The following is a 19,779-nucleotide window of genomic DNA, read 5'->3' on the forward strand; positions in this document are numbered from 1 at the left end:
CCCTAAGTGCTCGACGCCGGTAGCGGGCGTATGGCGTGGTACGCGCTGCGGGCGGCCGGCGAGTCCGTGCGGGCGACGCGGGTCCTGCTCGCGAGCGCCTCGCTCGCGGCGTGGGGCCGCCTCGCAGTTCTCGTGCCGTTCGTCGGCACGCTCGTGACGCCCTTTCTCACCGATTTTAATCGGGGGCCGTCCCCGGTGGCGCTCGTCGCAAGCGCCACGGCGCCGGGACTTCTCACGGCGGCGCTCGTTGCGGCGCTCGCGCTCTTCGTGGGGGCCGTCTTCGAGTTCGTCTTCCTCGATGCGCTTCGTGGCCGGCAGATACGACTCCGCTCGGAAAGCCGGCGCCACCTCCGGTCGGGTCTAGAACTGTTCGCGCTTCGGGTCGCGCTGGCCGTCCCCGTCGGACTCGCGCTGGTCGCACCGATCGTAATCGAGGGATGGCTCGCCTTACTCCTCCCGCTCGCGGTCGTGATCAGCGCGCTCGCCCTCGATCGGTTGACGGTCGCGTTCGTCGTTCCAATCGCATTGGTCGAGGCCTGTTCGCTCCGCGAGGCGTGGCGGGCGTTCGCGCGAACGCTCCGTGCGGCTTGGCACGAATACGCGGCGTATCTACTGGTCGCGGCGACCCTCTGGGTCGCGATCGCCCTCGTCGGCGGCTTGCTCGGCGGGCTGGTGGCGGTCGCGCTGCTCGTTCCCTTTGGAATCCTCGGGGTAACGATCGACGCCGCGCTCTCGGCGCAGGGACTTTCGGGGGCGCTCGTGGGTCGAACGGTCCTCACAACCCTCTCGATCCCCTACGTTCTCGCGCTCCTGGCGGCGGTCTCGCTCGTTCACGTCCCGCTCGTCACGTACCTGCGGTACGTCGCACTGTTCGTCCTCGGCGACGTCGACGAGCGCCACGACCCGATCCCGCGGCTTCGGGCGTCGATTCGACGCGGAACGGGGACCGGACGACCCGGGCAATGACTGCAAGAGGTCCCGTCGGCACTACTGTATGGCGAGTACACCCGAAAAGGGTGGCGGCCGGTCCCGGGCATGGACGGCCGCTCGTGCCGGTCTGTCAGAGGTACCCGGCGATCTTTGTTATCCGATCGACCGTCTTTATCCCATCGACTGGAGTAACGATCCGGCCGTGTCTCCTCCCATATATGGATTTCTCTGTTTTATATATGCGAGCGCGGGCGGCAGCGATCCGTCCGGCTCGGAGCGCACCGTGGGCAGTAGACGAACCGCAGGACGAGCCGCCGTATCCGAGGGTATAATAACCCTACCGTTCGACGTGCGGGTATGGATCAGGAGCGTCCCTCCCAGGAGATCACGTCGCTCGTTGGTCGAGAGGTCTACTCGAGCAACGGCGTGTTCGTCGGCGAAATCGAGGACATCAAGCTCGATCTTGGAACGGAGATCGTCACCGGGCTCGCGCTGCGCGAACCCAACGAGGAACTGTTCGGCGCACAGATCCGCGGGACGCGCGGCGTCCTCGTTCCGTATCGCTGGGTGCGGGCGGTCGGGGACGTCGTTCTGGTGAACGACGTGGTCGAACGCCTCGTTACGCCCGAAGAGGAAGGCGAAGAAGTCGTCGCCTGAGCAGCCTACGAGCTACGACCCGTTCGAGCCCTCGCTTTCGACGCCCATCGCGGCGAACAGTTTCTTCCGAACCGCCTCCTCGGTGAGGTGCAACAGCGTCTCGCGGTTGTCCTCGTTGGTCTCGATGCCCGTGAAGATGCCAAGCGGGATCTCGACGCGTGCCTGCGTGGAGTGGCCCATCGTCTCGCCGATCTCCTCGAAGGCGTCGAGCAGCACGCGCCCGATGTTGAGCCGGATGTCCTTCGAGCGCGCTGCGAGGTAGATGGTGTTGTCCGCGATCCCGAAGACGGCGGTCGTGGTGATCCCTTCCAGATTGAGGAGGTGCTGGGCGGCCTGTTCGAGCGCCTCGCGGTCCCGGATGAATCCCGCATTCGAGACGAGGTGACTCCCCTGGACCTCGCGGTTCGTGATGGCCTCGGCGAGCACGTCGAGCGTCTCGGGGCTCATCGAGGGTGATTCGACCTGCTCTAAGGTGTCGTGGTTCGCGAACGGGTAGAGGTAGGCTGCCGCCGTCAGATCCGCCGGGGTCGTATCGCGCTTGAAGTCGAGCGTCTCGGCGCGGATCCCGTAGAGCAGCGCGGTCGCGACCGACTCGCCCAGGCTGAGGTCGAACTCCTGGATGTACTTCGTGAGGATCGTCGACGTGGAGTTCATCTGCGGGCGGATGTCGATGAAGGGGAGGCCGTCGGGCAGGTCTCGATCGATATCGATGTCGTGGTGGTCGATGAGGACGTCGACCGGCTCGTCGAACTCGACGTTCGCATCGGTCAGCATCGCGTGATCGACCAGCGCGACCGTATCGAACCCGTCGAACGCGTCGACGTCCTCGCGCGCAAGCGACGTCATCTCGACGTCGAGTAAGTTGACGAACGCGCGGTTCTCCTGATGACCCATGTCCCCAAAGTAGAAGATCTCCGCCTCGACGTCGAGGTACTCTGCGATCGCCCGCAGCGCGACCGCGCTCGCGATCGCGTCCGGGTCGGGGTTCTCGTGGGTAACGATCGCGAGTTTCTGTTCGGTGGCGGTGATGATCTCCGAGAGGTGCTGGGCGCGGTGTTCGAGCTCGCCCGATTCGAGCAGCCGGAGAGCGGACTCGGCGATGACCGCCGAGGGGTTGATGACGCTGTTGGCACCGAGGTCGGCGAGCTCGTCGCCCGAGACGGGATCGCTCGCGCGAGCGATGATGAACTGGTCGTCCCCGAGTCCGCGGACGTTCGAGACGGCGGCCTTGTTCGCCTCGACGTCCGAGGAGAGGATCAGGACTACGTCTCGGTCGGCGACGCTTTCTGCGACCGCTTGCTCGCGGATATCTCCCGCCTGTGCGTTCATGTCCCGATCCCGCAGGGTCTCGACGCGGTCCTCGTCGCGGTCGACGATCAGCACCTCCTTGCCCTGATCGAGCAGTTCGTCGGCGACCGCGTGGCCGACGCTACCACAGCCGAGAATCGCATATCGAGACATCGAGGAGATCGTGACGCCGGTACTCATCGTCCACTTCCTAGCTGCGGACCGTACTTAATCCCCTGCTTTTCGACACACGGGACGCGCCGAATCCCGGAAACATCCCCCGTACGTCGATCTATCCACTCCTCAGAAAGGGCTTCGTGACCGGTATCCCATCCTGCCCGTCCGTCAAGCGATCCCGGTCATCGGCGGTGACGGACCAGCTCCAACGGGGATGCGGTCGCCGCGAGAAGGGAAAGCCTCTTTATCCGCTCTGTGGAACTACGGGTGAGGGCCGGTAGCTCAGTCCGGCAGAGCGTCTGGCTTTTAACCAGACGGTCGCGTGTTCGAATCGCGCCCGGCCCGTTGGTCTTGTATACGTATCCGCAAGCGATGGGTGACGAACCCGAACGATTCGTAATCGATGAGTCCCGAACAACTATATCGTGCGTGATATCGTCTCGCAATGGGGATGACTGAAGTATCAGGACGGTGTATGGACTCACAGTGGATGGGGAGTCGCGGTCGGTAGGAGAGGGGAGGCCACCGGCGGAATCGACCGACAGGTCAGGATCGAGTATCGGCCGTCGGCGGTTCGTCAAGGCACTCGGCGTATCGGGACTCGGACTCGCGAGCGCCAGTCGGCTCTCGGGGCGGGAGTTCGAGGTAGCGAGCGGCGGGTCGGTCGAGATCGTCTACGCGTACGCCCGGACCGATCCCGAGGACCCGATGTCGTTGGCCCCGCGGACCAAGACCGTCGACGCCGAGTGGTACAACGAGCTACAGGCGGCGCTGTCGAACTACGACGCGATCGACTTATCCGAGATCAGCGGCGTGCTCGAGGCGGCTCTCGTCCCCGGCGACGGTGACGAAGGAAGTTCGGTCGCCGTCGGCGTGACGGACGAGGAAGTCGGCGACCGACTACGCGCCCTGCTCGACGGGGTTCCGGTCGACGGGTCGGTCGCCGAGGTGACGGCGAACGAGGGGGGTGTCGACCTCGAACCAGTCAGGGAGTTCGACCTCGACAGCGGCGTTTCGGTTCCCGGCGGGGTCGCCTGTGGGGAAACGGAGGGACTCGCGACGCTCGCGCCGGCGATCTATGACTCCGCCGACGGTCAGCGGTTCTTCGCGACCGCGGGACACCTCTACGCCGACACCGACAGCACCGAATTGACGCTCGTCTCGGCCGGCAAGCGCGTCGGTATCGGCCGGATGGCCCACCGGTATCGAGACGAGGACCTCGCGTTGATCGCTCCCATGGGCGAGTTCGCACCCGATAACGCGCTCGCCGGCGGCGCACCAAACCGAGTCGTGGGTCAGTTCACCCGTCTGGGGCTCGCGGATCTCGCGGCCCGCGATGCCGAGATCCACAAGATCGGCGCGATGAGCGGGCACACCACGGGCGAGATCCAGGCGATCGACGGCGTGACCTGCGTCTACGGTGACCCCTGCAAGCGTGGTCAGCTGAAGTGGGGCCACGAAGCGGATTTCACGGACGGCGACAGCGGGTCGGTCTCCTTCGCCCCGGACCCCGAGAACCCCGACGAGCAGGTGCTCGTCTGCGGGCTGAACAACGCCCGGACGTGGTGGCCCGGTGAGGACTACATCTGGGGGACGGGTGCATATCGCCTTCAAGAGGAGTACGGATATACCTTCTAACGGATCTTTTTCATCGTTGGGTTCGCGCTTCGCGCGAACCACTCCTCGAAAGATCTCCTCCAAAAAGCCGCGAGCGCCAACGACGCTCGCGGTCCGCACGAAATCGGCGACGATAGACCGTGTTCGAGATCAGTTCCCGACTCGGACTCGGAGACGCGCCAGCCCGTCCGCATAGATGAGCCAGTACGAGAGCGGAATCGCGAGGATCACCACCGCGACGGTGACTGGGAGCTGAGTCAACGGATCGGGAGGGAGTAGCAGCGTACCAATAGCGAACCCAATACTGACTAACACGACGTTCGTCACGAGAAATCGAGTCCAGTGGGCTTGGTTCATATATTACAAATAATACAAATGTAAATAAACCATCCGGCCGAGCCCGACGGGAGGCGAGGCGAGCCTACTCCTGTGTCGGGCTGTAGTTCGGAGCCTCGTCGGTGATGACGACGTCATGGGCATGACCCTCGGCCTGGCCCGCAGAGGAGACGCGTACGAACTCCGCGCGCTCCTTGAACTCGGGGACGGTCCCCGCGCCGACGTAGCCCATCCCGCTTTTCATCCCGCCGGTCAGTTGGTGAAGCTCGCTTTCGAGACTGCCCTTGTAGGGCGTTGCGGCCTCGACCCCTTCGGGGACGTACTCCTCTTCCTCCTCGGGGTCGTCCTTCAGGTAGCGGTCGCCGCCGCCCGAGCGCATGGCGCCCACCGAGCCCATGCCCCTGTACTGTTTGTAGCGCTTGCCGTTCATCGTGATGACCCGGCCCGGAGCTTCGTCGGTGCCGGCGAAGTAGGAGCCGAGCATCACGGCGTCGGCGCCGGCGGCGATCGACTTGATCGCGTCGCCCGAGTAGCGGATACCGCCGTCGGCGATCACGGGCACGCCACGGTCGGCGGCGACGTCCGCGACCTGCGCGACGGCGGTGATCTGGGGCATTCCCGAGCCCGAGACGATTCGGGTCGTACAGATCGAGCCGGGGCCGATCCCGACCTTGAGGCCGTCTGCGAACCCGACGATCGCTTCCGCGGCCTCGCGGGTCCCGACGTTGCCGACGACGACGTCGGCCTCAACGTTCTCGGTGATCGCGCGCGCGCTGTCGATGACGTTCAGGTTGTGGGCGTGCGCACAGTCGATGAAGAGGACGTCCGCGCCGGCCTCGTCGGCGGCGACCGCGCGTTCGTCGTCGAAGGGACCGACCGCGACGCCGACCCGCAGCCGGTCGTTTTCGTCGTGGATCGCGTCGCCGTACTCGCGGCGCTGGAGGATCCCCTGCATGGTGACGAGCCCCTGCAGGCGGTTGTCGCCGTCGACGATGGGGACGCGCTCGATCTTGTGCTCGTACATGAGTTCGAGCGCCTCGCGCGCCGAGACGTCCTCGGGGGCGGTGATGACCTCGTCGGTCATCGCCTCGCGCACGGCGTCGCGCTCGCCGACCTCGAGGTACGGCCGGATGTCGGTCCCCGAGATGATCCCGAGGACCTCCCCCTCGTCGTTGATGACGGGGGCCCCCGAGACCCCCTCGTGTTCCATCATCGCGTCGACGTCCCGTACTGTTTGCTCGGGGTTCGCGGTGACCACGTCCCGAATGATGAGTTCATCGGCACGTTTGACGCGCTCGATCGCTTCGACCATCGCGGGCACGTCCATGTTCCGATGAAGGACGCCCAGCCCACCCTGCCGGGCCATTTCGATCGCCAGATCGCTCTCGGTGACGGTGTCCATCGCCGCCGAGAGGACGGGGACGTTGAGCTCGACGTTCGTCGAGACACGTGTGGAAAGGTTCGCGTCGTCGGGTTCGACGCGGCTCTCTTTGGGTCTGAGCAGCACGTCGTCGAACGTCAGCGCTTCCGGTACGTCGAGTTTGTCGAGGAAAGCGTTACTCGCCATATAAACCGTCTGCAACGCCGGCCCAAAAGGGTTGCGAGACAAGCGACCGTTTGGGTGATGGGCCCACCCGAAAACCGTCCCGACCGCCACCGTCACGGCCGGTTTCGAACCACGGGATACCACACCAACGGAGAAACTCGTGGACGTTCGCACGGGAATGTACACCGATGACCGGACGTGCGTACTGCAGAGTGGCGACACCACCCACACAACGCTTATGAATATACATCATTGTTGTACTTAGTATGGACGCTATCAGCGCAACCCGGTGGAACGTGAGTCGACAGCGAAGCGAGTTCGACAGCACGTTCACCGGGTTCACCACTCTGATGGAGTCCAAACGATCCTGCTCGCAGTCGGGGCGCGTGAGCCGGAGATCTGGCGGTTCGTTACGCGATCGTCATGAGTAGCTCCCAGCACCCCGTCGCACTCCGGCTCGAACGGGCGCTCGGGCTTCGGGGGGCCGTCTCCGGGCCGACGAAGCTGCTCGCGATCGTGATGTTCCTCCCGCTGATCGACGGGATCTTCCCCGCACTGATCCTGGCAGGCGGGATCGACTCGATTGCGGGCATCCTGCAGGTCGGCCTGCTCGTCTTCGGTGGCAGCGCGGTGCTCGCGGTCATCCTCGCGGAGATGGACGGCTCCCCGACAGAACAGGCGAAGATCGTCCTGCTCGTCGCCGCGGGGTTGTTGCCGCTTGCGGCCTTGGAGGCCGCCCTCGCGCCGACCATCGCGAGCGTGATCGATCTCGCGATCTTCGAGCGCTTCGCCGCACTGGTCATCGCCGCCATCGCCGCCAAGACCGCGAGCGCCCGGATCGGCGAGTACCTCCCCTCGCCCGGCGTCATCGTCGGATTGGGGTTCGTCGCGAGCGTCAACCCGGCCGGCTTCGAAATCGTCCTGCTTCCGGATCCGGGGCTGATCCTCAGGGCGGTCGCGGCTGCCGGCGTCGGCGTCGCCTTCGCGCTCTCGATCGCCCTCGGAAGCCCGTGGCTGCGTCGGAACCTCGATATCGACTCGTTCCGGTTCGGGAGCGCGGTCGCCCTCGGGGTGCTTCCGCTGGCGTTGCTCGGGGTCGTCTTCGAGCAGGCCCCGCTCGCGGTACTGGTCGTCGCGGGCGTGCTCGCGTTCGATCCCGGTGCGGAGATCCACTCGGAGGAAGAGGGCGACAACGAGACCGCCGAAGCGAACTCCCGCGAGCGGCCCTACGCGCCCGACCGGGAGCGCGAACCCTGGCTGTAACGCGGCGTTTTTGTGTCGCGCGGTCGTTCTCGATCCATGAGCCAGAACCGCGTCGTCGAGGGCCGCATGGTCAACGCCGACCGCCTCGCGGAGCTTATCGAGGGCGAGCGCCCGATGGAGGCCACCGAGATCGAGGACGCCGACCGCGAATGCCCCGACTGTGGCGGGGACGTCATTCAGGTGGGATACATGCCGAGCGTCAGCGAGTTCGTTACGGGCTACAAATGCCAAGAGTGCTCGTGGAGCGAAACGGACCGCGAGTAATCGAAACCCCTTTAGGGCGGTTCGACATAGCGTGGGACGCGGGGTCGTGGCCAAGCCCGGAATGGCGACTGACTCCAGAGGTATACACTGCGGTACGCCGTGGTGTACGCGTTCGGTGACGAGACTCCAGACTGATATACAGAGCGGCCGACTGATCATCGCGCCGCGTTGACGACCCTCTGGAGTACCGAGACGCGACCGGAGATATCAGTCGATCGGGGGTTCAAATCCCTCCGACCCCATTCACATAGTAACTGTTACCCAGTATTAACTATCGATACAGATGAGAATGAATACCCGTCAGCGACCTATGGTTCCCGGAATCAGTCTTCACGACAGCTACAGCCGAACGCCGATAGGGTCGACGCTCGGTGACGTCATCACCGCAGGGGTGCTACTCGGATGGTGAACAGTCCACGACCGAGAAACGCCACGACCGACACGAACCGCGGTGCGATCGCCATCGCCATCGCGCTTGCGGGAGTCGCCATCGCCATCGGCGCGCTCGTCGTCGTTCTCGCACTCTATCTCCCCGAAGGAATCGACGCCGTTCGGAGTGCGACCGAAGCGGCCTACCGACTCGCCGAGGCCATCGAGGGGAGTGGCTTGTGACGGCGATCCAATGAACCTCGCGACGACGCGACTGCGAAGCCTTGATCCCGTCTACCGCCGTTAGACCGGGTAGTGCTCCGTGAGAGGCTCTCGTCGTACCGCGCCGGGATCGAAGCCGAGTTCGAGGCGATATCGGCGGAGGGGCACCCGCCCCACGACATCGCCGCGAGCTTCGCCGTCGGCGTGTTCATCACGGCGCTGCCGACGCTCGGGGCTGGCCTGCTGCTTTTCGTCCTCATCGCCGCCGTCTTCGAGCGGGTGAGCAAACTCGCACTCTTCGCGTCCGTACTCGTGCTCAACCCGGTCGCGAAGTGGGGCGTCTACGCCGCGAGTTTCTGGCTCGGGACCCTCCTGCTCGGTCCGGCTCCGGGGGCTCGCCGCTCGGACGTGTCGTTTTCGGCCGGCCCGGAGATCGCGACCCGGCTGTTGCTCGGCAACGCGATCCTCGCGGTGGTGTTCACGGTCGTCGGCTACCTTCTCGCGCTCCGGTTCGTCCGTGCGTGCCGACGACGCGATATCGAGGCGGCCGAACTCCTCCCTGAGGAACTCTCGGAGTGACTCGGGAGGGGAACGAAGCCGACGGAGTTGCCGATGCCGGCGGAGCGGGCCGCCGACGTCGGGTCGTAGGAGGACTGATCGCGAGTGTGCAGTGGTTTCGTGCCGGTACGTGGTTGGCGAGCGATGCGATGGGTCGGCCTGTTTCGAGTCCGTGTTCGATATCGTGTGCTGGCAGCGATGCGTTCGTCGGTCGATGCCACAGGGTCGACCCCGCCATATCCCGGTCGGGGCTGGTGCGCATGCTATGCTATGACATGGCTTGTAATAAGTCTTCTGCGGGACGGTTCCACTCTGGGGTGGCGAGAGGCCAAGTGTCATACGGGGACGATTACGGAGGGGGACTCTCACCGACCCAGTCGTCGTCCTCGATTCGGGGCGTTCCATCCGGGTGGCCGAACGCCCGCCACAGTTCCGAGAGCACCGGTTCGATCCCGTCGAGCACTGCCGAGCGCTCGCGGTCGGTGATCGAGAGCGTCCCGACCCGTGTCGAATACCGATCAAACCCGAGCGCCGGGGCGTCCTCGATCCCGTCACCGGCATCCAGCCGGGCGTCAGCGGCGTCGAGCAGCGACACCCAGACCGACGCGGTCGCCGAAAACCCCATCGTCGAGACGTGCGCCAGCGCCTCGCGGGTCGCGGCGACGACGGCGGCGTCGGAACCAGGTTCGTCCCCGTTCCCGACGGCCCGCATGGTCAGCGTTTCCCCGATACGCTCGAACAGCGCGGTCGTGACCGCCTCGTAGAGCCCGTCGGTACGCAACAGCCCGTAACCGGTGTACTCGTCCTCCATTCGGCGCTCGTAGGCGATCTTCAGGTCGGTCCGCGCGTCGACCGCGGTGGCCCCGCCCCCCGAAAGGGTGACCGGATCAGGGAGGTCGCTCGAAGCCCGACGGCGCTCGGTCGCGAAGATCCCGTTCGGAACGACGTGGAGCGCGACGATCGGTCCTTCGGGGAGGTCTGCGGCCTCCTCTCGCCTGTTTGCGATCGCGTCGAGACGCTCGTCGCGCAACTCTTCGAGAACCACGAGGTGGTCCGTGTCGAACCCGAGGTTGATGTCCAGGTGGTGTTTCGCCAGCCCCGGCGCGGTGTTGTAGAGCTCGCCGATGAGGTCCTGACGGTGATAGAGCCGGAGCCGCCAGCCGTACTCGCGGGCGATCTCGTCCTCCATGTCGAACTCCTGGAGGCCGGTCACGTCCTGGTTGGTGACGAAGACGAACAGTCCGTACTCGGTCTCACGTTCGCGTTCGATCCGTTTCGCCTTCCGTGCCGAGGAGCGAAGCGCCTCGCGCCAGTCGGGCGCGACGCTCGCACAGGCGATCCCGGGACGCGAACGCATCCAGATCCGAGCGCTCCACTCGCCCGAGCCGGCGCGAAACTCCTTGGTCCGGTAACCCCGCGAGCGCAGAAACGCCGCCGCGAGGTTCACGAACGTCGCCCCGTCGGCCACGTCGAGCGCGTATTCGAGTTCCTTCATACGCTACGTAGGATACTCGATCAGTTAACGTGGCGGGGCGACGTGCCGCCCGTCGAACGGTTCCGAAAAAAGTCGCTCAAAGGGAATTCGAACCGTACGTTCGTCGTCCTTACTCCGAATCGACCGTGAGGACGATGTCGAACGCCTCGTCGGCGGGGGCGTCCTCGGGCATGACGTAGCCCGCCGCGAACGCGGAGGCGACCGAACCGCCCGCCGCCTCGACGTCCGCGCCCAACACGGCCTCCTCGCGCTCGCCGGCCGGGTAGACACACAGCCGGTAGTCGCCGGCGGGAACCTCGGCGTAGGCCGCGTCGCCGAACTCGACTCCCTCGAAGAGGGCGTCGCCGGTTTCTGCGACCACGACGTCGACCGCGGGCGCGTCGGGCGAGGCGTGGACCGCGCGGACGCGGGCCGTTCCATCGCCGGGATCGCTGTTGTCGTCCTCCAATACTGCGAGTTCGAGGGATTGGTTCTCGTCCGCGACCTCGCCGATCGCCGCGACCGTCAGGTCAGCAGCAGGAACGTCGAGGTCCTCATCCAAGACTGCGCCATCGGGGCCTGCGCCGGCGGGCGAGACCTTCACGTTGTAGCTACCGACAGGTAGTTCAAGGTAGTCGCTGACGGCCGTGAACGGGACGTCCTCGAGAACCACCTCGTCGTCGACGAAGACGTCGACGTTCGGGGCGTCGGGCGAGAGGTGAGCCACCCTGACGTTGGCCGTCTCGCCGTCGTCCTCAGCCGCTTCGTCCATCCCCTCGTCGTGGTCGTCACCGTCGTGACTGTCGGCGCTCGCGAACCCACCAGCCAGCGTCAGTGCTGCGAGGCCGCCCCCGATCTGTACGAATCGCCGCCGTGAAACACCGGATTTCTGTGCCATCGTTGAACTCCACTCTGTAATAGGACCGACTATTGCATCAACGCCGTACCCGACTAGTCGGGTAATCCGCGATCGAAGAACTCGGCCAGCAGTTTTCGCTCGGCCGCCCGGAGGTGTTGGTGGAACGTCGAGCGGCTGATCCCCATCGAATCGGCGATCTCGTCGCCCGTGATCCGGCGGGTCGGGTCGAAGTAGCCGCTGACGTAGGCCTTCCGTAGCGACAGCAGCTGGCGATCGGTGAGTTCGGCTGCGACCGACAGACGGTACTCCTTATCGGTCTGGGGCGGCCGGTCGTGTTCGTGCGAGGAGACGAGCGTCGCGTCAGGACACGAGTCGGTCACGAGTTCGACGACCGAGCGCGAACCCACGCCGCCGGGGACGAGCAGGCGGATCCGTCCCGTGCCGCCCTCCGCGCGCATCGAGCGGATCCGAACGCCTCGATTGGCCAGTTTCGTCACGAGCGAAACGCCCGAGAGGCGGAACTCGACGAGGGCCGAACTGGCGTTCGCCGTCAGAACGGTCGCTTCGACGAGCTCCGGGTACTCAGCCGCCAGTTCGTCGACCCGCTCCGGATCGACGCCGTCGACGGTGAGAAACAACAGCGAGTCGCCGTCGGTGGCCGACCCCTCGTACTCGAACCGACAGTCCGCACGCGCCGACAGGGAGACGAAAAAGAGGTCCTCGGTACCGAGGTCGAAGGCGAGTTCGACGGCACTGTCGGCGGTCAGGATCCGCCGGCTTTCGAGGGTGTTGCACGCGTTCGCGATGGCCCGACCGATCGACTGCAGGACGACTCGCTCGTGGTCGTCGAACGTCGCCGACTGCGTCGTCCCCACGACGAGCACCCCGTAGCCCGTTTCCCCGGAGACGAGCGGGATCGCGGCGATGGTTCCTCCCATCCCGTCCGCCGCCCCCTCCAAGCCGGCGACGAACCGCGCTCTACCGGTCGAAATCGCCTCCCCCACCGGGTTCGATCGGTCCATCGGGAAGCTGGCGTCGGCGAGGTCGATCGACCCGGCCCACGTCGACGGGACGACCGCCTCGCGGGTCGGGAGACGCTCGCCGATCCAGGCCGTCTCGTAGGCGTCGTCGGTCGTCAGTCGGTCACAGACCTCCCGTTCGATCCCCTCCCGGGTGGTCGCGCCCACGAGCGTCCGGGTGATGTCCTCGAGCAGACCGTCGATCCGTTCGAGTACCTCTTCCAGCTTTCGGCGCTCGCGTTCGACCTCCTCGATTCGGCGTTCGACCTCGAACTCCGCGCGCTTTCGGGCGGTGATGTCGGTCTGGAAGCCGACGAAGTGGCTCACCTCCTCGCCGTCGTGGAGCGGGGCGATGTCGACCTGGTTCCAGAACTCCGTGCCGTCCTTGCGGTAGTTCCTGAGTTCAACGGAGATCGCCTCCCGATCCGCGATCGCCTCACGCATCGCCCGGACCGGTTCCTCGGTGGTGCCTTCGCCCTGGAGGAACCGACAGTTGGTGCCGAGCGTTTCGTCCTTCGGATAGCCAGTCAGCCGCTCGAAGGCGTCGTTGAGATAGATCAGCGGGTTGTCGGGTTCGTTCGCGTCCGCGATCGTGATCCCGATCGGGGCCTCGTCGATCGCCCGCTCGAGCAACCGATCCGTGCTCATGGCCCCACCACGAATGGAGGGTGCAAGTCACTGTCGACGCGGGACGGCGAGTGCCCGACGGCGGGCAGCGAAGCGACCGCGAACGCGCGGCGAAGACCGAATTATTTATCGGGTTACGGATGGCATACACGGACACGCTGGTGTGAGCCAGCGTGGACTACGAAGGTGGATGGGGACGAGTCGGCTCGTCCCTTCTTCTATGCCCCGTACCGCTTCCCGAGATCGCACAGCGATGCGGTTGTGCGGCGCTCGCCGGTCGAGAAACGTACCGGTTCCGTCGACGGGCGGTCGGACGACTGCTGGGATGCGGACCGGAAAGGCTATAACGAGCTATCGCCGGAGTACTCGGCATGCAGGAGGAGTTCCTCGAACTGGCGATCCATACGCTATTATTTGCCCTCTACGGCGTTCTCACCGCCGGCCTCACGGCCGTAAGCGCCCTCGTCGAGTACCGAAGCTACCTCACCGTGACCGGCGGAGATCTGTTGCTGGCGGGGTGGATGGCGGCGATCGGGGTCGTCGCGCTCACGTTCGCGTACTTCCTCCTTCGCGACAAGGCGATGATCGAGTACCGATATCTGACCGGATAGCTCCCTTAGGAACTCTTCGGCGTCTCCGTCCGCGTCAGTTCAGACCCGCCAGCGGAGCACAACGCCGTCATCGAGCCGTTCGACGGACTCGAGCGAGAGCGCCGGAAATCCCTCGACGAAGCCCTCGCCGTCGGCCAGCGTCGGCGCGTTGCGACCGCCGATGATCGTCGGTCCGACGAAAACCGATAGTTCGTCGACCAGTCCGGCCTCGAACAGCGAGGAGATGAGTTCGCCCCCACCTTCGACCATCACTCGTTCGATCCCCTCGGCAGCCAGTTGATCGAACGCCGGTTCGAGTGCGACCCGTTCGTCGCCCGCGACGATGATCCGAACGCCCCGCGCCTCGAGGCGCTCGACTCGTTCAGTAGGGGCACTCTCGCTGGCGAGCAGATAGGTCCTCGCGGCGTCGTCGGCGATTCGGGCGTCGGGTGGTGTGCGCGCCCGCGAGTCGGCGACCACGCGGGCCGGCTGGGGCGGTTCGCCGCGCTCGGTGCGGGCGGCGCTGCTGGACGCATCGACCGTGAGGTGGGGATCATCGGCCAGTACGGTGCCGATCCCGACCATCACGGCGTCGGACTCGGCTCTCAGGGAATCGACCCGATCGAAGTCGTCGGGACCGCTGATCGCGATCTGTTCGCGCCGCCGGCTGGAGAGCTTTCCGTCGGCGCTGGTCGCGGCGTTGACGAGGACGTGCATACCGGGTCTACGCGGGCGGGCGAAAACCACTTTCGGCCCGCGGGCGACCGTTTATACCCGGGGACGCTCAAGGGAGGGTGATGAGCGTAGACGAACGTGCCGAGGCGCTCGCCTCCGACCTCGGTATCGACAAAGAGGAGGTCAAGCAGGATCTCGAAAACCTCGTCTCCTACAGCGTGCCGATGGACGAGGCCGTCCAGAGCCTCCGCCGGAAGTATGGCGGCGGCGGGGGAAGCGAACCCGAATCGAAGGCGATCGGCGAGATCACCACCGGTGACTCGAACGTCACCGTCACCGCGCGGGTGCTGACCGCCGGCAAGCGGTCGATCCGCTATCAGGGCAACGAGCAGACCATCACCGAGGGGGTGCTGGCCGATTCGAGTGGGACGATCGATTACACCGCCTGGGAGGAGTTCGGCCTCTCGCCGGGCGATACGATCACCGCCGGCAACGCCGGCGTTCGGGAGTGGGACGGCCAGCCCGAACTCAACCTGGGCGAGTCGACGTCGCTCGCCTTCGAGGACGAACCCGTAGAGGTACCCCACGAGATCGGCGGCGAACGGGACCTCGAAAGCGTCGAACCCGGCGGCCGGGGACTGACCGTCGAGGCCCGCGTGCTGGAGGTCGAGACCCGAACCATCGACGGGCGGGACGGCGAGACCGAGATCCTCTCGGGCGTACTCGGCGACGAGAGTGCCCGGCTTCCCTTCACCGACTGGGAGCCCCGCGAGGAGATCCGCGAGGGTGCGGATCTACGCTTCGAGAACGTCTACATCCGCGAGTTCCGGGGTGCACCCTCCGTGAACTGCTCGGAGTTCACGACCGTTTCGGCGCTCGGGCACGAGATCTCGGTGAGCGACTCGGCGCCTCGACGGCCCATCGGCGAGGCGGTCGAAAGCGGCGGGGCGTTCGACGTCGAGTTGGTGGGGACGATCGTCGCGGTCCGCGACGGTTCGGGGCTGATCCAGCGCTGTCCCGAGTGCGGTCGAATGGTCCAGAAGGGTCAGTGTCGCAGCCACGGCCAGGTCGACGGCGAGGACGACCTCCGGGTGAAGGGAATTCTCGACGACGGGACCGGTACCGTGACCGCGATCCTGGGGACCGACCTGACCCGCGAGATCTACGGCGGGGACATCGACGACGCGCGCGAGCAGGCCCGCGACGCGATGGATCAGGAGGTCGTCGCGGATTCGATCCGCGAACGGCTCGTGGGACGTGAGTATTCGGTGAGAGGGTCGCTGAGCGTCGACGAGTACGGCGCGAACCTCAACGCAAGCGAGTTCCATGAGGTCGACGAGCCGCCGGCCGAGCGCGCGGCGGCGCTGCTCGCGGAGGTGGGTCAATGAGTTCGAACGGTAGCGAATCGGGCGGTGACTCCGGGCCCGGGGTCCGGGAGGTCGCCCATCGCCTCTTTGCCTGCGAGTTCGACGACGCCTCGCTCGAATACGCCGACAGCGACGAGGAGCGCGCCCCGAAGTACGTGATCACGCCGACGGGCGCGCGGGTCAACCGGCTGTTCGTCGTGGGCGTGCTCACCGAGATCGAGCGGGTCAACGAGGAGGTCGTCCGGGCGCGGGTGGTCGACCCCACCGGCGCGTTCGTCGTCTATGCTGGGCAGTACCAGCCCGACGCGCTGGCCTTCCTCGAACGGGCCGACCCGCCCGCGTTCGTCGCGGTGACGGGGAAGGCGAACACCTTCCGGCCCGAGGATTCGGATCGCGTCTACACCTCGGTGCGCCCCGAAAGCATCGCGGAGGTCGACGCCGAAACCCGCGACCGGTGGACGGTGGGGGCTGCCGAGCACACGCTGGGGCGGATCGACGCGTTCGCCGCCACACTCGAAGAGGAAGACTCCATCGACGCCGAGAGCGGGATCGCGCTGGCCCGCGAGGAGTACGGAACGACGCCGGCCTACCTCGCGGCGCTTCGGGAGACCGCACTCGAGGCCGCGAGGCTCGTCGCCGGCGAGGTCGAGGAGGTGACCGCACCCGCCATCGCGCCCGGCGAGGACGACGGCGGGTCGGTGGACCTCACGGCCCTGCGGACGGGATTCGACGTCGACGCGGTCGCGGAGCCCGCCGGCGAGACGACCGCCGAGGGGACCGCGAGTTCCGAAGGCGAATCGACGGCTCCGTCGACCGCCGAGACCGCGTCCGAGACGTCGGCGGACGGGCCGACGACGGACGAGCCCGTATCCGCCTCGGACGAGGACGCGACGAGCGCGACGGCCACGACCGATGACGAGGAGTCGGACGAACTCGGTGATTTCGGGGTCGAGAGCGATTCGACGCCGGAGGCGGGAGCAGGGACGGAAACGGAAACGCCGTCCGACGCCGATTCCACTCCTTCCGAGGGACCCGAATCGACCGGCGGGACCGGCGGGGAGATGTACGAGTTCGACCCCGAGGAGCGCGCGGAGGTCGAGGCCGAGTTCGACATGGACTTCTCCTCGGGCAACGAGGTCGAGGAACCCGGCGAGGCCGACATCGACGCACCCGAACCCGACGGGATCGACGAGTCGGACGCGCCCTCGGAGGCGGAAACCGAATCCGCCTCCGAGGGCGAGGAAGCGACGGCGGCACCGGAGCAGACCGGTGGCGACCCGGGCGAAGTCGAGGACTCGGACGGGGCGGACACCCCGAACGCCCCGGACGAAGACGTCGACCTCGAGGACCGCGCGATGGCCGTCATGTCGGAGCTGGCCGACGGCGACGGTGCGGATCGGGAGGAAGTGATCGAGCGGGTCACGAGCGAAACCGGCGCCGATCCCGAGGCGGTCGACGACGCCATCGAGAGCGCGCTGTTGAGCGGACGGTGCTACGAGCCCCAGGACGGCGTGTTGAAATCCATCTGATGGCGCTCGTCGAGCCGATCCCCGGCGAGCCGGCCGCGCTCGCCGATATCGACGGCGAGCGCGCGCTCGTGCTCGCGGATTTTCACGCCGGGATCGAGGTCGCGCTTCGCTACGAGAACGGCGTCGAGGTCGCGAGCCGTGCCGAACAGCGTCGCGAACACGTCCGGCGCTTGCTGGATACGACGAGCGCGGGGCGACTCGTGATCCTCGGCGATTTCATGCACTCGATCGGCGGACCCGGCGGGGCCGAACGTGGCGAGATCGAGGTCCTCCTCGAATCCCTCGCTGTTCCCGTAACGATCGTCAAGGGCAACCACGACGGCGACATCGAGTCGATCGTCGAGAACGCCCGCTCGCCCCGGACGCCCGGGTCCGTGCCGGAGGTGACGGTGACGCCCGACGGGGGCTGTCGACTCGGAAACGTGGGCTTCTGTCACGGCCATAGCTGGCCGGCGCCGGAAGTGCTCGGCGCGCGAGTGATCTGTGTCGGCCACGAACACCCACAGGTCAGGCTGACCGACGAGGTCGGCGGGAGCCGAACCGAACGGGTGTGGCTGCGGGGCTCGCTCTCCCGCGAGCCCTTCGCCGACCGGATCGAGGCGTGGAGCGACACCGATCTCGTCGTCTTCCCGGCGTTCAACGAACTGATGGGGGGAACCTGGGTCAACGTCCGCGGGGAGTTCCTCTGCCCGTTTCTGCCCGAGGGGCTCGACGGGGGGGAGGCCTACCTGCTCGACGGGACGCGTCTCGGCCTCTATCATGAGATCTGAACAGCTAGTTACGAATATTTGATACGAAATACGACGATCAGTTCTACGATCAGCCCGACGACGACGAGTAACTGTGCGATCGTGAAACCCGTATCGAGATCGCTCAGAGATGCGATGAACGCCACAACCACCGGCGAAAGGAGGTAGCAACCAGCGGTAACGAGGGTCAACGGTGTGGTAAATCGTTCGTCAGTTCGATAGATGCGGAGAAACAGTCCGCCGATCAGAACTGCCGCAACGATTACTCCAAGGAATCTGACTGGCAGTTGCCATCCGGTGAGAATATCAGTGAGCCACATGAAACTGCTAGCCAGCATTGTGACTGCGAGGACGAAATGAGAAACAATGAATACGAATTCGAGAACGTCCTCGTAGGTACAGCGACCACGTGATTGATGATCTACCATAGTTGATGGTGTATATGTGTGTGTGTGTTTGCACTATTCTATTCGACGTTGTTATCCCGCGGTTCCGAACGCTATCGATAAATCCGCGTTTACGACGGCGTCGGCAGACTGAGCGGCGTCGTGTACACCGAGTCCGAACCAGCAGCCGAGTGGACTGGCGGGATCTACCGAACGTACCGGAATACCGCCCGCCCGCTCAGCGCATAGATTCCGACAGGCAGTGCCCTTAGGTTGCTCGAATCCCTACTGAGCCCGATGAGCGAACAGCGGTCCGCGTCGGGTTCTGCGGCCTTCACACACCTCGGCAGCGAGGTCCGAGCGGCGCTCTCCGAACGGGGGTTCTCGACGCCAACCGCCCCCCAGCGCGAGGCGATCGAGCCGCTGGCTGCCGGCGAGAACGCCCTGGTGATCGCGCCCACCGGTACCGGCAAGACCGAGACGGCGATGCTGCCGGTGTTCGATTCGATCTCGCAGGCCGAGGACCGATTCGGGATCTCCGCGCTCTACATCACGCCGCTTCGGGCGCTGAACCGCGACATGCGCGAACGCCTCGACTGGTGGGGCGACCGGTTGGGAATCGAGGTCGCGGTGCGCCACGGCGACACCTCGGATTACCAGCGCCAGAAGCAGGCCAACGACCCGCCGGACGTGCTCGTGACGACCCCCGAAACGGTGCAGGCGATGCTGACCGGCTCGAAGCTTAGGAAGGGGCTCTCGGACCTCGAACACGTCGTGATCGACGAGGTTCACGAGCTGGCCGCTTCGAAGCGCGGCGCGCAGATGGCGATCGGGCTCGAACGCCTCGTCGAGCTCGCGGGCGATTTTCAACGGGTGGGACTCTCGGCGACCGTCGGCGACCCCGAGGAGGTCGCCGATTTCCTCACCGGGGGCCGACCCTGTGCGATCCGCGAGGTCGACGCGGGCAGCCGCCTCGATCTTCGGGTTCTGACCCCCGAGATCAAGCCCGGCGACGAGGGGCTCGCGAGCGAACTCGTCACCGAACCCGAGATGGCGAGCCACGTCCGAGCGATTCGAGAGATCGTCGAGGAGAATGAATCCACTCTCATTTTCGTCAACACCCGCCAGACGGCCGAGGCGCTCGGATCGCGCTTCAACGTTCTGGAGGCGAACATCGGGGTGCATCACGGCTCGCTCTCGAAGGAGGCCCGGATCGAGGTCGAGGACGCGTTCAAGGCGGGCGATCTCGACGGCCTCCTCTGTACCTCCTCGATGGAG

20 protein-coding genes and 2 tRNA genes are annotated in these 19,779 nt (G+C 66.0%); 14 read left to right on the forward strand and 8 right to left on the reverse strand.

The features are described from left to right. Positions 1-30 precede the first annotated feature (30 nt). A complete protein-coding gene (locus EAO80_RS02750) occupies positions 31-966 on the forward strand; it encodes a DUF7544 domain-containing protein (RefSeq protein ID WP_122088409.1) in 936 nt (311 codons plus the stop codon). 321 nt (positions 967-1,287) lie between these two features. Continuing rightward, positions 1,288-1,587 carry a PRC-barrel domain-containing protein gene (locus EAO80_RS02755; protein WP_122088410.1) on the forward strand — a complete coding sequence of 100 codons (300 nt, stop codon included), beginning with the start codon at positions 1,288-1,290 and terminating at the stop codon, positions 1,585-1,587. A gap of 12 nt (positions 1,588-1,599) precedes the next feature. Here the strand turns inward: EAO80_RS02755 and EAO80_RS02760 are convergent, their stop codons facing one another. Next, positions 1,600-3,075, reverse strand: a complete 1,476-nt coding sequence (locus tag EAO80_RS02760) for a DHH family phosphoesterase (RefSeq protein WP_122088411.1) — start codon at positions 3,073-3,075, stop codon at positions 1,600-1,602. 247 nt (positions 3,076-3,322) lie between these two features. Here EAO80_RS02760 and EAO80_RS02765 point away from each other — a divergent pair. After that, positions 3,323-3,396 (forward strand) — tRNA-Lys (locus tag EAO80_RS02765). Between the two features lie 141 nt (positions 3,397-3,537). Beyond that, a complete protein-coding gene (locus EAO80_RS02770) occupies positions 3,538-4,689 on the forward strand; it encodes a hypothetical protein (protein WP_245998413.1) in 1,152 nt (383 codons plus the stop codon). Positions 4,690-4,818: 129 nt separating this feature from the next. Here the strand turns inward: EAO80_RS02770 and EAO80_RS02775 are convergent, their stop codons facing one another. Together EAO80_RS02775 and guaB are read right to left on the reverse strand one after the other, a co-directional pair. Further along, a complete protein-coding gene (locus tag EAO80_RS02775; protein WP_122088412.1) occupies positions 4,819-5,025 on the reverse strand; it encodes a DUF7534 family protein in 207 nt (68 codons plus the stop codon). Between the two features lie 64 nt (positions 5,026-5,089). Then, positions 5,090-6,571 carry an IMP dehydrogenase gene (gene guaB, locus EAO80_RS02780; protein ID WP_122088413.1) on the reverse strand — a complete coding sequence of 494 codons (1,482 nt, stop codon included), beginning with the start codon at positions 6,569-6,571 and terminating at the stop codon, positions 5,090-5,092. A gap of 402 nt (positions 6,572-6,973) precedes the next feature. On the opposite strand from guaB, the gene EAO80_RS02785 reads away from it, so the two are divergent. From EAO80_RS02785 to EAO80_RS02805, 5 genes are all read left to right on the forward strand, one after another. Further along, positions 6,974-7,813 carry a DUF5794 domain-containing protein gene (locus EAO80_RS02785; RefSeq protein ID WP_122088414.1) on the forward strand — a complete coding sequence of 280 codons (840 nt, stop codon included), beginning with the start codon at positions 6,974-6,976 and terminating at the stop codon, positions 7,811-7,813. Between the two features lie 36 nt (positions 7,814-7,849). Beyond that, positions 7,850-8,077, forward strand: a complete 228-nt coding sequence (locus tag EAO80_RS02790) for a DUF5795 family protein (RefSeq protein ID WP_122088415.1) — start codon at positions 7,850-7,852, stop codon at positions 8,075-8,077. A 40-nt stretch (positions 8,078-8,117) separates the two neighbouring features. Then, positions 8,118-8,319: transfer RNA gene (locus EAO80_RS19380), tRNA-Trp, on the forward strand. Between the two features lie 160 nt (positions 8,320-8,479). Next, positions 8,480-8,689, forward strand: coding sequence for a hypothetical protein (locus EAO80_RS02800; protein ID WP_122088416.1), 210 nt, complete (start codon positions 8,480-8,482; stop codon positions 8,687-8,689). Between the two features lie 72 nt (positions 8,690-8,761). Further along, positions 8,762-9,247: a DUF2062 domain-containing protein gene (locus EAO80_RS02805; RefSeq protein ID WP_122088417.1), complete on the forward strand. Its 486-nt coding sequence runs from the start codon at positions 8,762-8,764 to the stop codon at positions 9,245-9,247. 328 nt (positions 9,248-9,575) lie between these two features. Here EAO80_RS02805 and EAO80_RS02810 read toward each other — a convergent pair whose 3' ends face one another. The 3 genes from EAO80_RS02810 to EAO80_RS02820 all read right to left on the reverse strand — a co-directional run bounded on the left by EAO80_RS02810 (position 9,576) and on the right by EAO80_RS02820 (position 13,226). Further along, the gene (locus tag EAO80_RS02810; protein WP_122088418.1) at positions 9,576-10,721 is read right to left on the reverse strand and encodes a hypothetical protein; all 1,146 of its coding nucleotides are present in this window, start codon (positions 10,719-10,721) and stop codon (positions 9,576-9,578) included. Positions 10,722-10,830: 109 nt separating this feature from the next. Continuing rightward, a complete protein-coding gene (locus EAO80_RS02815) occupies positions 10,831-11,598 on the reverse strand; it encodes a DUF4397 domain-containing protein (RefSeq protein ID WP_122088419.1) in 768 nt (255 codons plus the stop codon). A gap of 53 nt (positions 11,599-11,651) precedes the next feature. Beyond that, positions 11,652-13,226: a bacterio-opsin activator domain-containing protein gene (locus EAO80_RS02820; protein ID WP_122088420.1), complete on the reverse strand. Its 1,575-nt coding sequence runs from the start codon at positions 13,224-13,226 to the stop codon at positions 11,652-11,654. A 350-nt stretch (positions 13,227-13,576) separates the two neighbouring features. On the opposite strand from EAO80_RS02820, the gene EAO80_RS02825 reads away from it, so the two are divergent. Then, on the forward strand, positions 13,577-13,816 hold the full coding sequence (locus tag EAO80_RS02825; protein ID WP_122088421.1) for a hypothetical protein: 240 nt from the start codon (positions 13,577-13,579) through the stop codon (positions 13,814-13,816). A gap of 39 nt (positions 13,817-13,855) precedes the next feature. Here EAO80_RS02825 and EAO80_RS02830 read toward each other — a convergent pair whose 3' ends face one another. After that, a complete protein-coding gene (locus EAO80_RS02830; RefSeq protein ID WP_122088422.1) occupies positions 13,856-14,512 on the reverse strand; it encodes a 2,5-diamino-6-(ribosylamino)-4(3H)-pyrimidinone 5'-phosphate reductase in 657 nt (218 codons plus the stop codon). Between the two features lie 80 nt (positions 14,513-14,592). On the opposite strand from EAO80_RS02830, the gene EAO80_RS02835 reads away from it, so the two are divergent. From EAO80_RS02835 to EAO80_RS02845, 3 genes are read left to right on the forward strand one after another with little or no spacing between them, the layout of a single operon-like run. Next, the gene (locus EAO80_RS02835) at positions 14,593-15,858 is read left to right on the forward strand and encodes a Single-stranded DNA binding protein (RefSeq protein WP_122088423.1); all 1,266 of its coding nucleotides are present in this window, start codon (positions 14,593-14,595) and stop codon (positions 15,856-15,858) included. Further along, a complete protein-coding gene (locus EAO80_RS02840; protein ID WP_122088424.1) occupies positions 15,855-17,366 on the forward strand; it encodes a hypothetical protein in 1,512 nt (503 codons plus the stop codon). Before EAO80_RS02835 ends, EAO80_RS02840 begins: the two co-directional genes overlap by 4 nt. Then, a complete protein-coding gene (locus EAO80_RS02845) occupies positions 17,366-18,136 on the forward strand; it encodes a metallophosphoesterase (RefSeq protein ID WP_122088425.1) in 771 nt (256 codons plus the stop codon). The genes EAO80_RS02840 and EAO80_RS02845 overlap by 1 nt, the downstream gene beginning before the upstream one ends. Positions 18,137-18,144: 8 nt before the next feature. Here the strand turns inward: EAO80_RS02845 and EAO80_RS02850 are convergent, their stop codons facing one another. Continuing rightward, positions 18,145-18,543 carry a hypothetical protein gene (locus EAO80_RS02850; RefSeq protein ID WP_211330618.1) on the reverse strand — a complete coding sequence of 133 codons (399 nt, stop codon included), beginning with the start codon at positions 18,541-18,543 and terminating at the stop codon, positions 18,145-18,147. 255 nt (positions 18,544-18,798) lie between these two features. Between EAO80_RS02850 and EAO80_RS02855 the strand changes: the two genes are divergently transcribed. Beyond that, positions 18,799-19,779 (forward strand): DEAD/DEAH box helicase (locus tag EAO80_RS02855; protein WP_122088427.1); only part of this gene is annotated, 981 nt, incomplete at its 3' end.

This window comes from Halalkalicoccus subterraneus, assembly GCF_003697815.1.
Taxonomy (GTDB): domain Archaea; phylum Halobacteriota; class Halobacteria; order Halobacteriales; family Halalkalicoccaceae; genus Halalkalicoccus; species Halalkalicoccus subterraneus.

What these genes read in the sequence shown, in the direction of transcription:
- EAO80_RS02750 (WP_122088409.1), top strand. Translation starts at nt 31, where the DNA reads ATGGCGTGGTACGCGCTGCGGGCGGCCGGCGAGTCCGTGCGGGCGACG.
- EAO80_RS02755 (WP_122088410.1), top strand. Translation starts at nt 1,288, where the DNA reads ATGGATCAGGAGCGTCCCTCCCAGGAGATCACGTCGCTCGTTGGTCGA.
- EAO80_RS02760 (WP_122088411.1), bottom strand. Translation starts at nt 3,075, where the DNA reads ATGAGTACCGGCGTCACGATCTCCTCGATGTCTCGATATGCGATTCTC.
- EAO80_RS02775 (WP_122088412.1), bottom strand. Translation starts at nt 5,025, where the DNA reads ATGAACCAAGCCCACTGGACTCGATTTCTCGTGACGAACGTCGTGTTA.
- guaB (WP_122088413.1), bottom strand. Translation starts at nt 6,571, where the DNA reads ATGGCGAGTAACGCTTTCCTCGACAAACTCGACGTACCGGAAGCGCTG.
- EAO80_RS02785 (WP_122088414.1), top strand. Translation starts at nt 6,974, where the DNA reads ATGAGTAGCTCCCAGCACCCCGTCGCACTCCGGCTCGAACGGGCGCTC.
- EAO80_RS02790 (WP_122088415.1), top strand. Translation starts at nt 7,850, where the DNA reads ATGAGCCAGAACCGCGTCGTCGAGGGCCGCATGGTCAACGCCGACCGC.
- EAO80_RS02800 (WP_122088416.1), top strand. Translation starts at nt 8,480, where the DNA reads ATGGTGAACAGTCCACGACCGAGAAACGCCACGACCGACACGAACCGC.
- EAO80_RS02810 (WP_122088418.1), bottom strand. Translation starts at nt 10,721, where the DNA reads ATGAAGGAACTCGAATACGCGCTCGACGTGGCCGACGGGGCGACGTTC.
- EAO80_RS02815 (WP_122088419.1), bottom strand. Translation starts at nt 11,598, where the DNA reads ATGGCACAGAAATCCGGTGTTTCACGGCGGCGATTCGTACAGATCGGG.
- EAO80_RS02820 (WP_122088420.1), bottom strand. Translation starts at nt 13,226, where the DNA reads ATGAGCACGGATCGGTTGCTCGAGCGGGCGATCGACGAGGCCCCGATC.
- EAO80_RS02825 (WP_122088421.1), top strand. Translation starts at nt 13,577, where the DNA reads ATGCAGGAGGAGTTCCTCGAACTGGCGATCCATACGCTATTATTTGCC.
- EAO80_RS02830 (WP_122088422.1), bottom strand. Translation starts at nt 14,512, where the DNA reads ATGCACGTCCTCGTCAACGCCGCGACCAGCGCCGACGGAAAGCTCTCC.
- EAO80_RS02835 (WP_122088423.1), top strand. Translation starts at nt 14,593, where the DNA reads ATGAGCGTAGACGAACGTGCCGAGGCGCTCGCCTCCGACCTCGGTATC.
- EAO80_RS02840 (WP_122088424.1), top strand. Translation starts at nt 15,855, where the DNA reads ATGAGTTCGAACGGTAGCGAATCGGGCGGTGACTCCGGGCCCGGGGTC.
- EAO80_RS02845 (WP_122088425.1), top strand. Translation starts at nt 17,366, where the DNA reads ATGGCGCTCGTCGAGCCGATCCCCGGCGAGCCGGCCGCGCTCGCCGAT.
- EAO80_RS02850 (WP_211330618.1), bottom strand. Translation starts at nt 18,543, where the DNA reads ATGGTAGATCATCAATCACGTGGTCGCTGTACCTACGAGGACGTTCTC.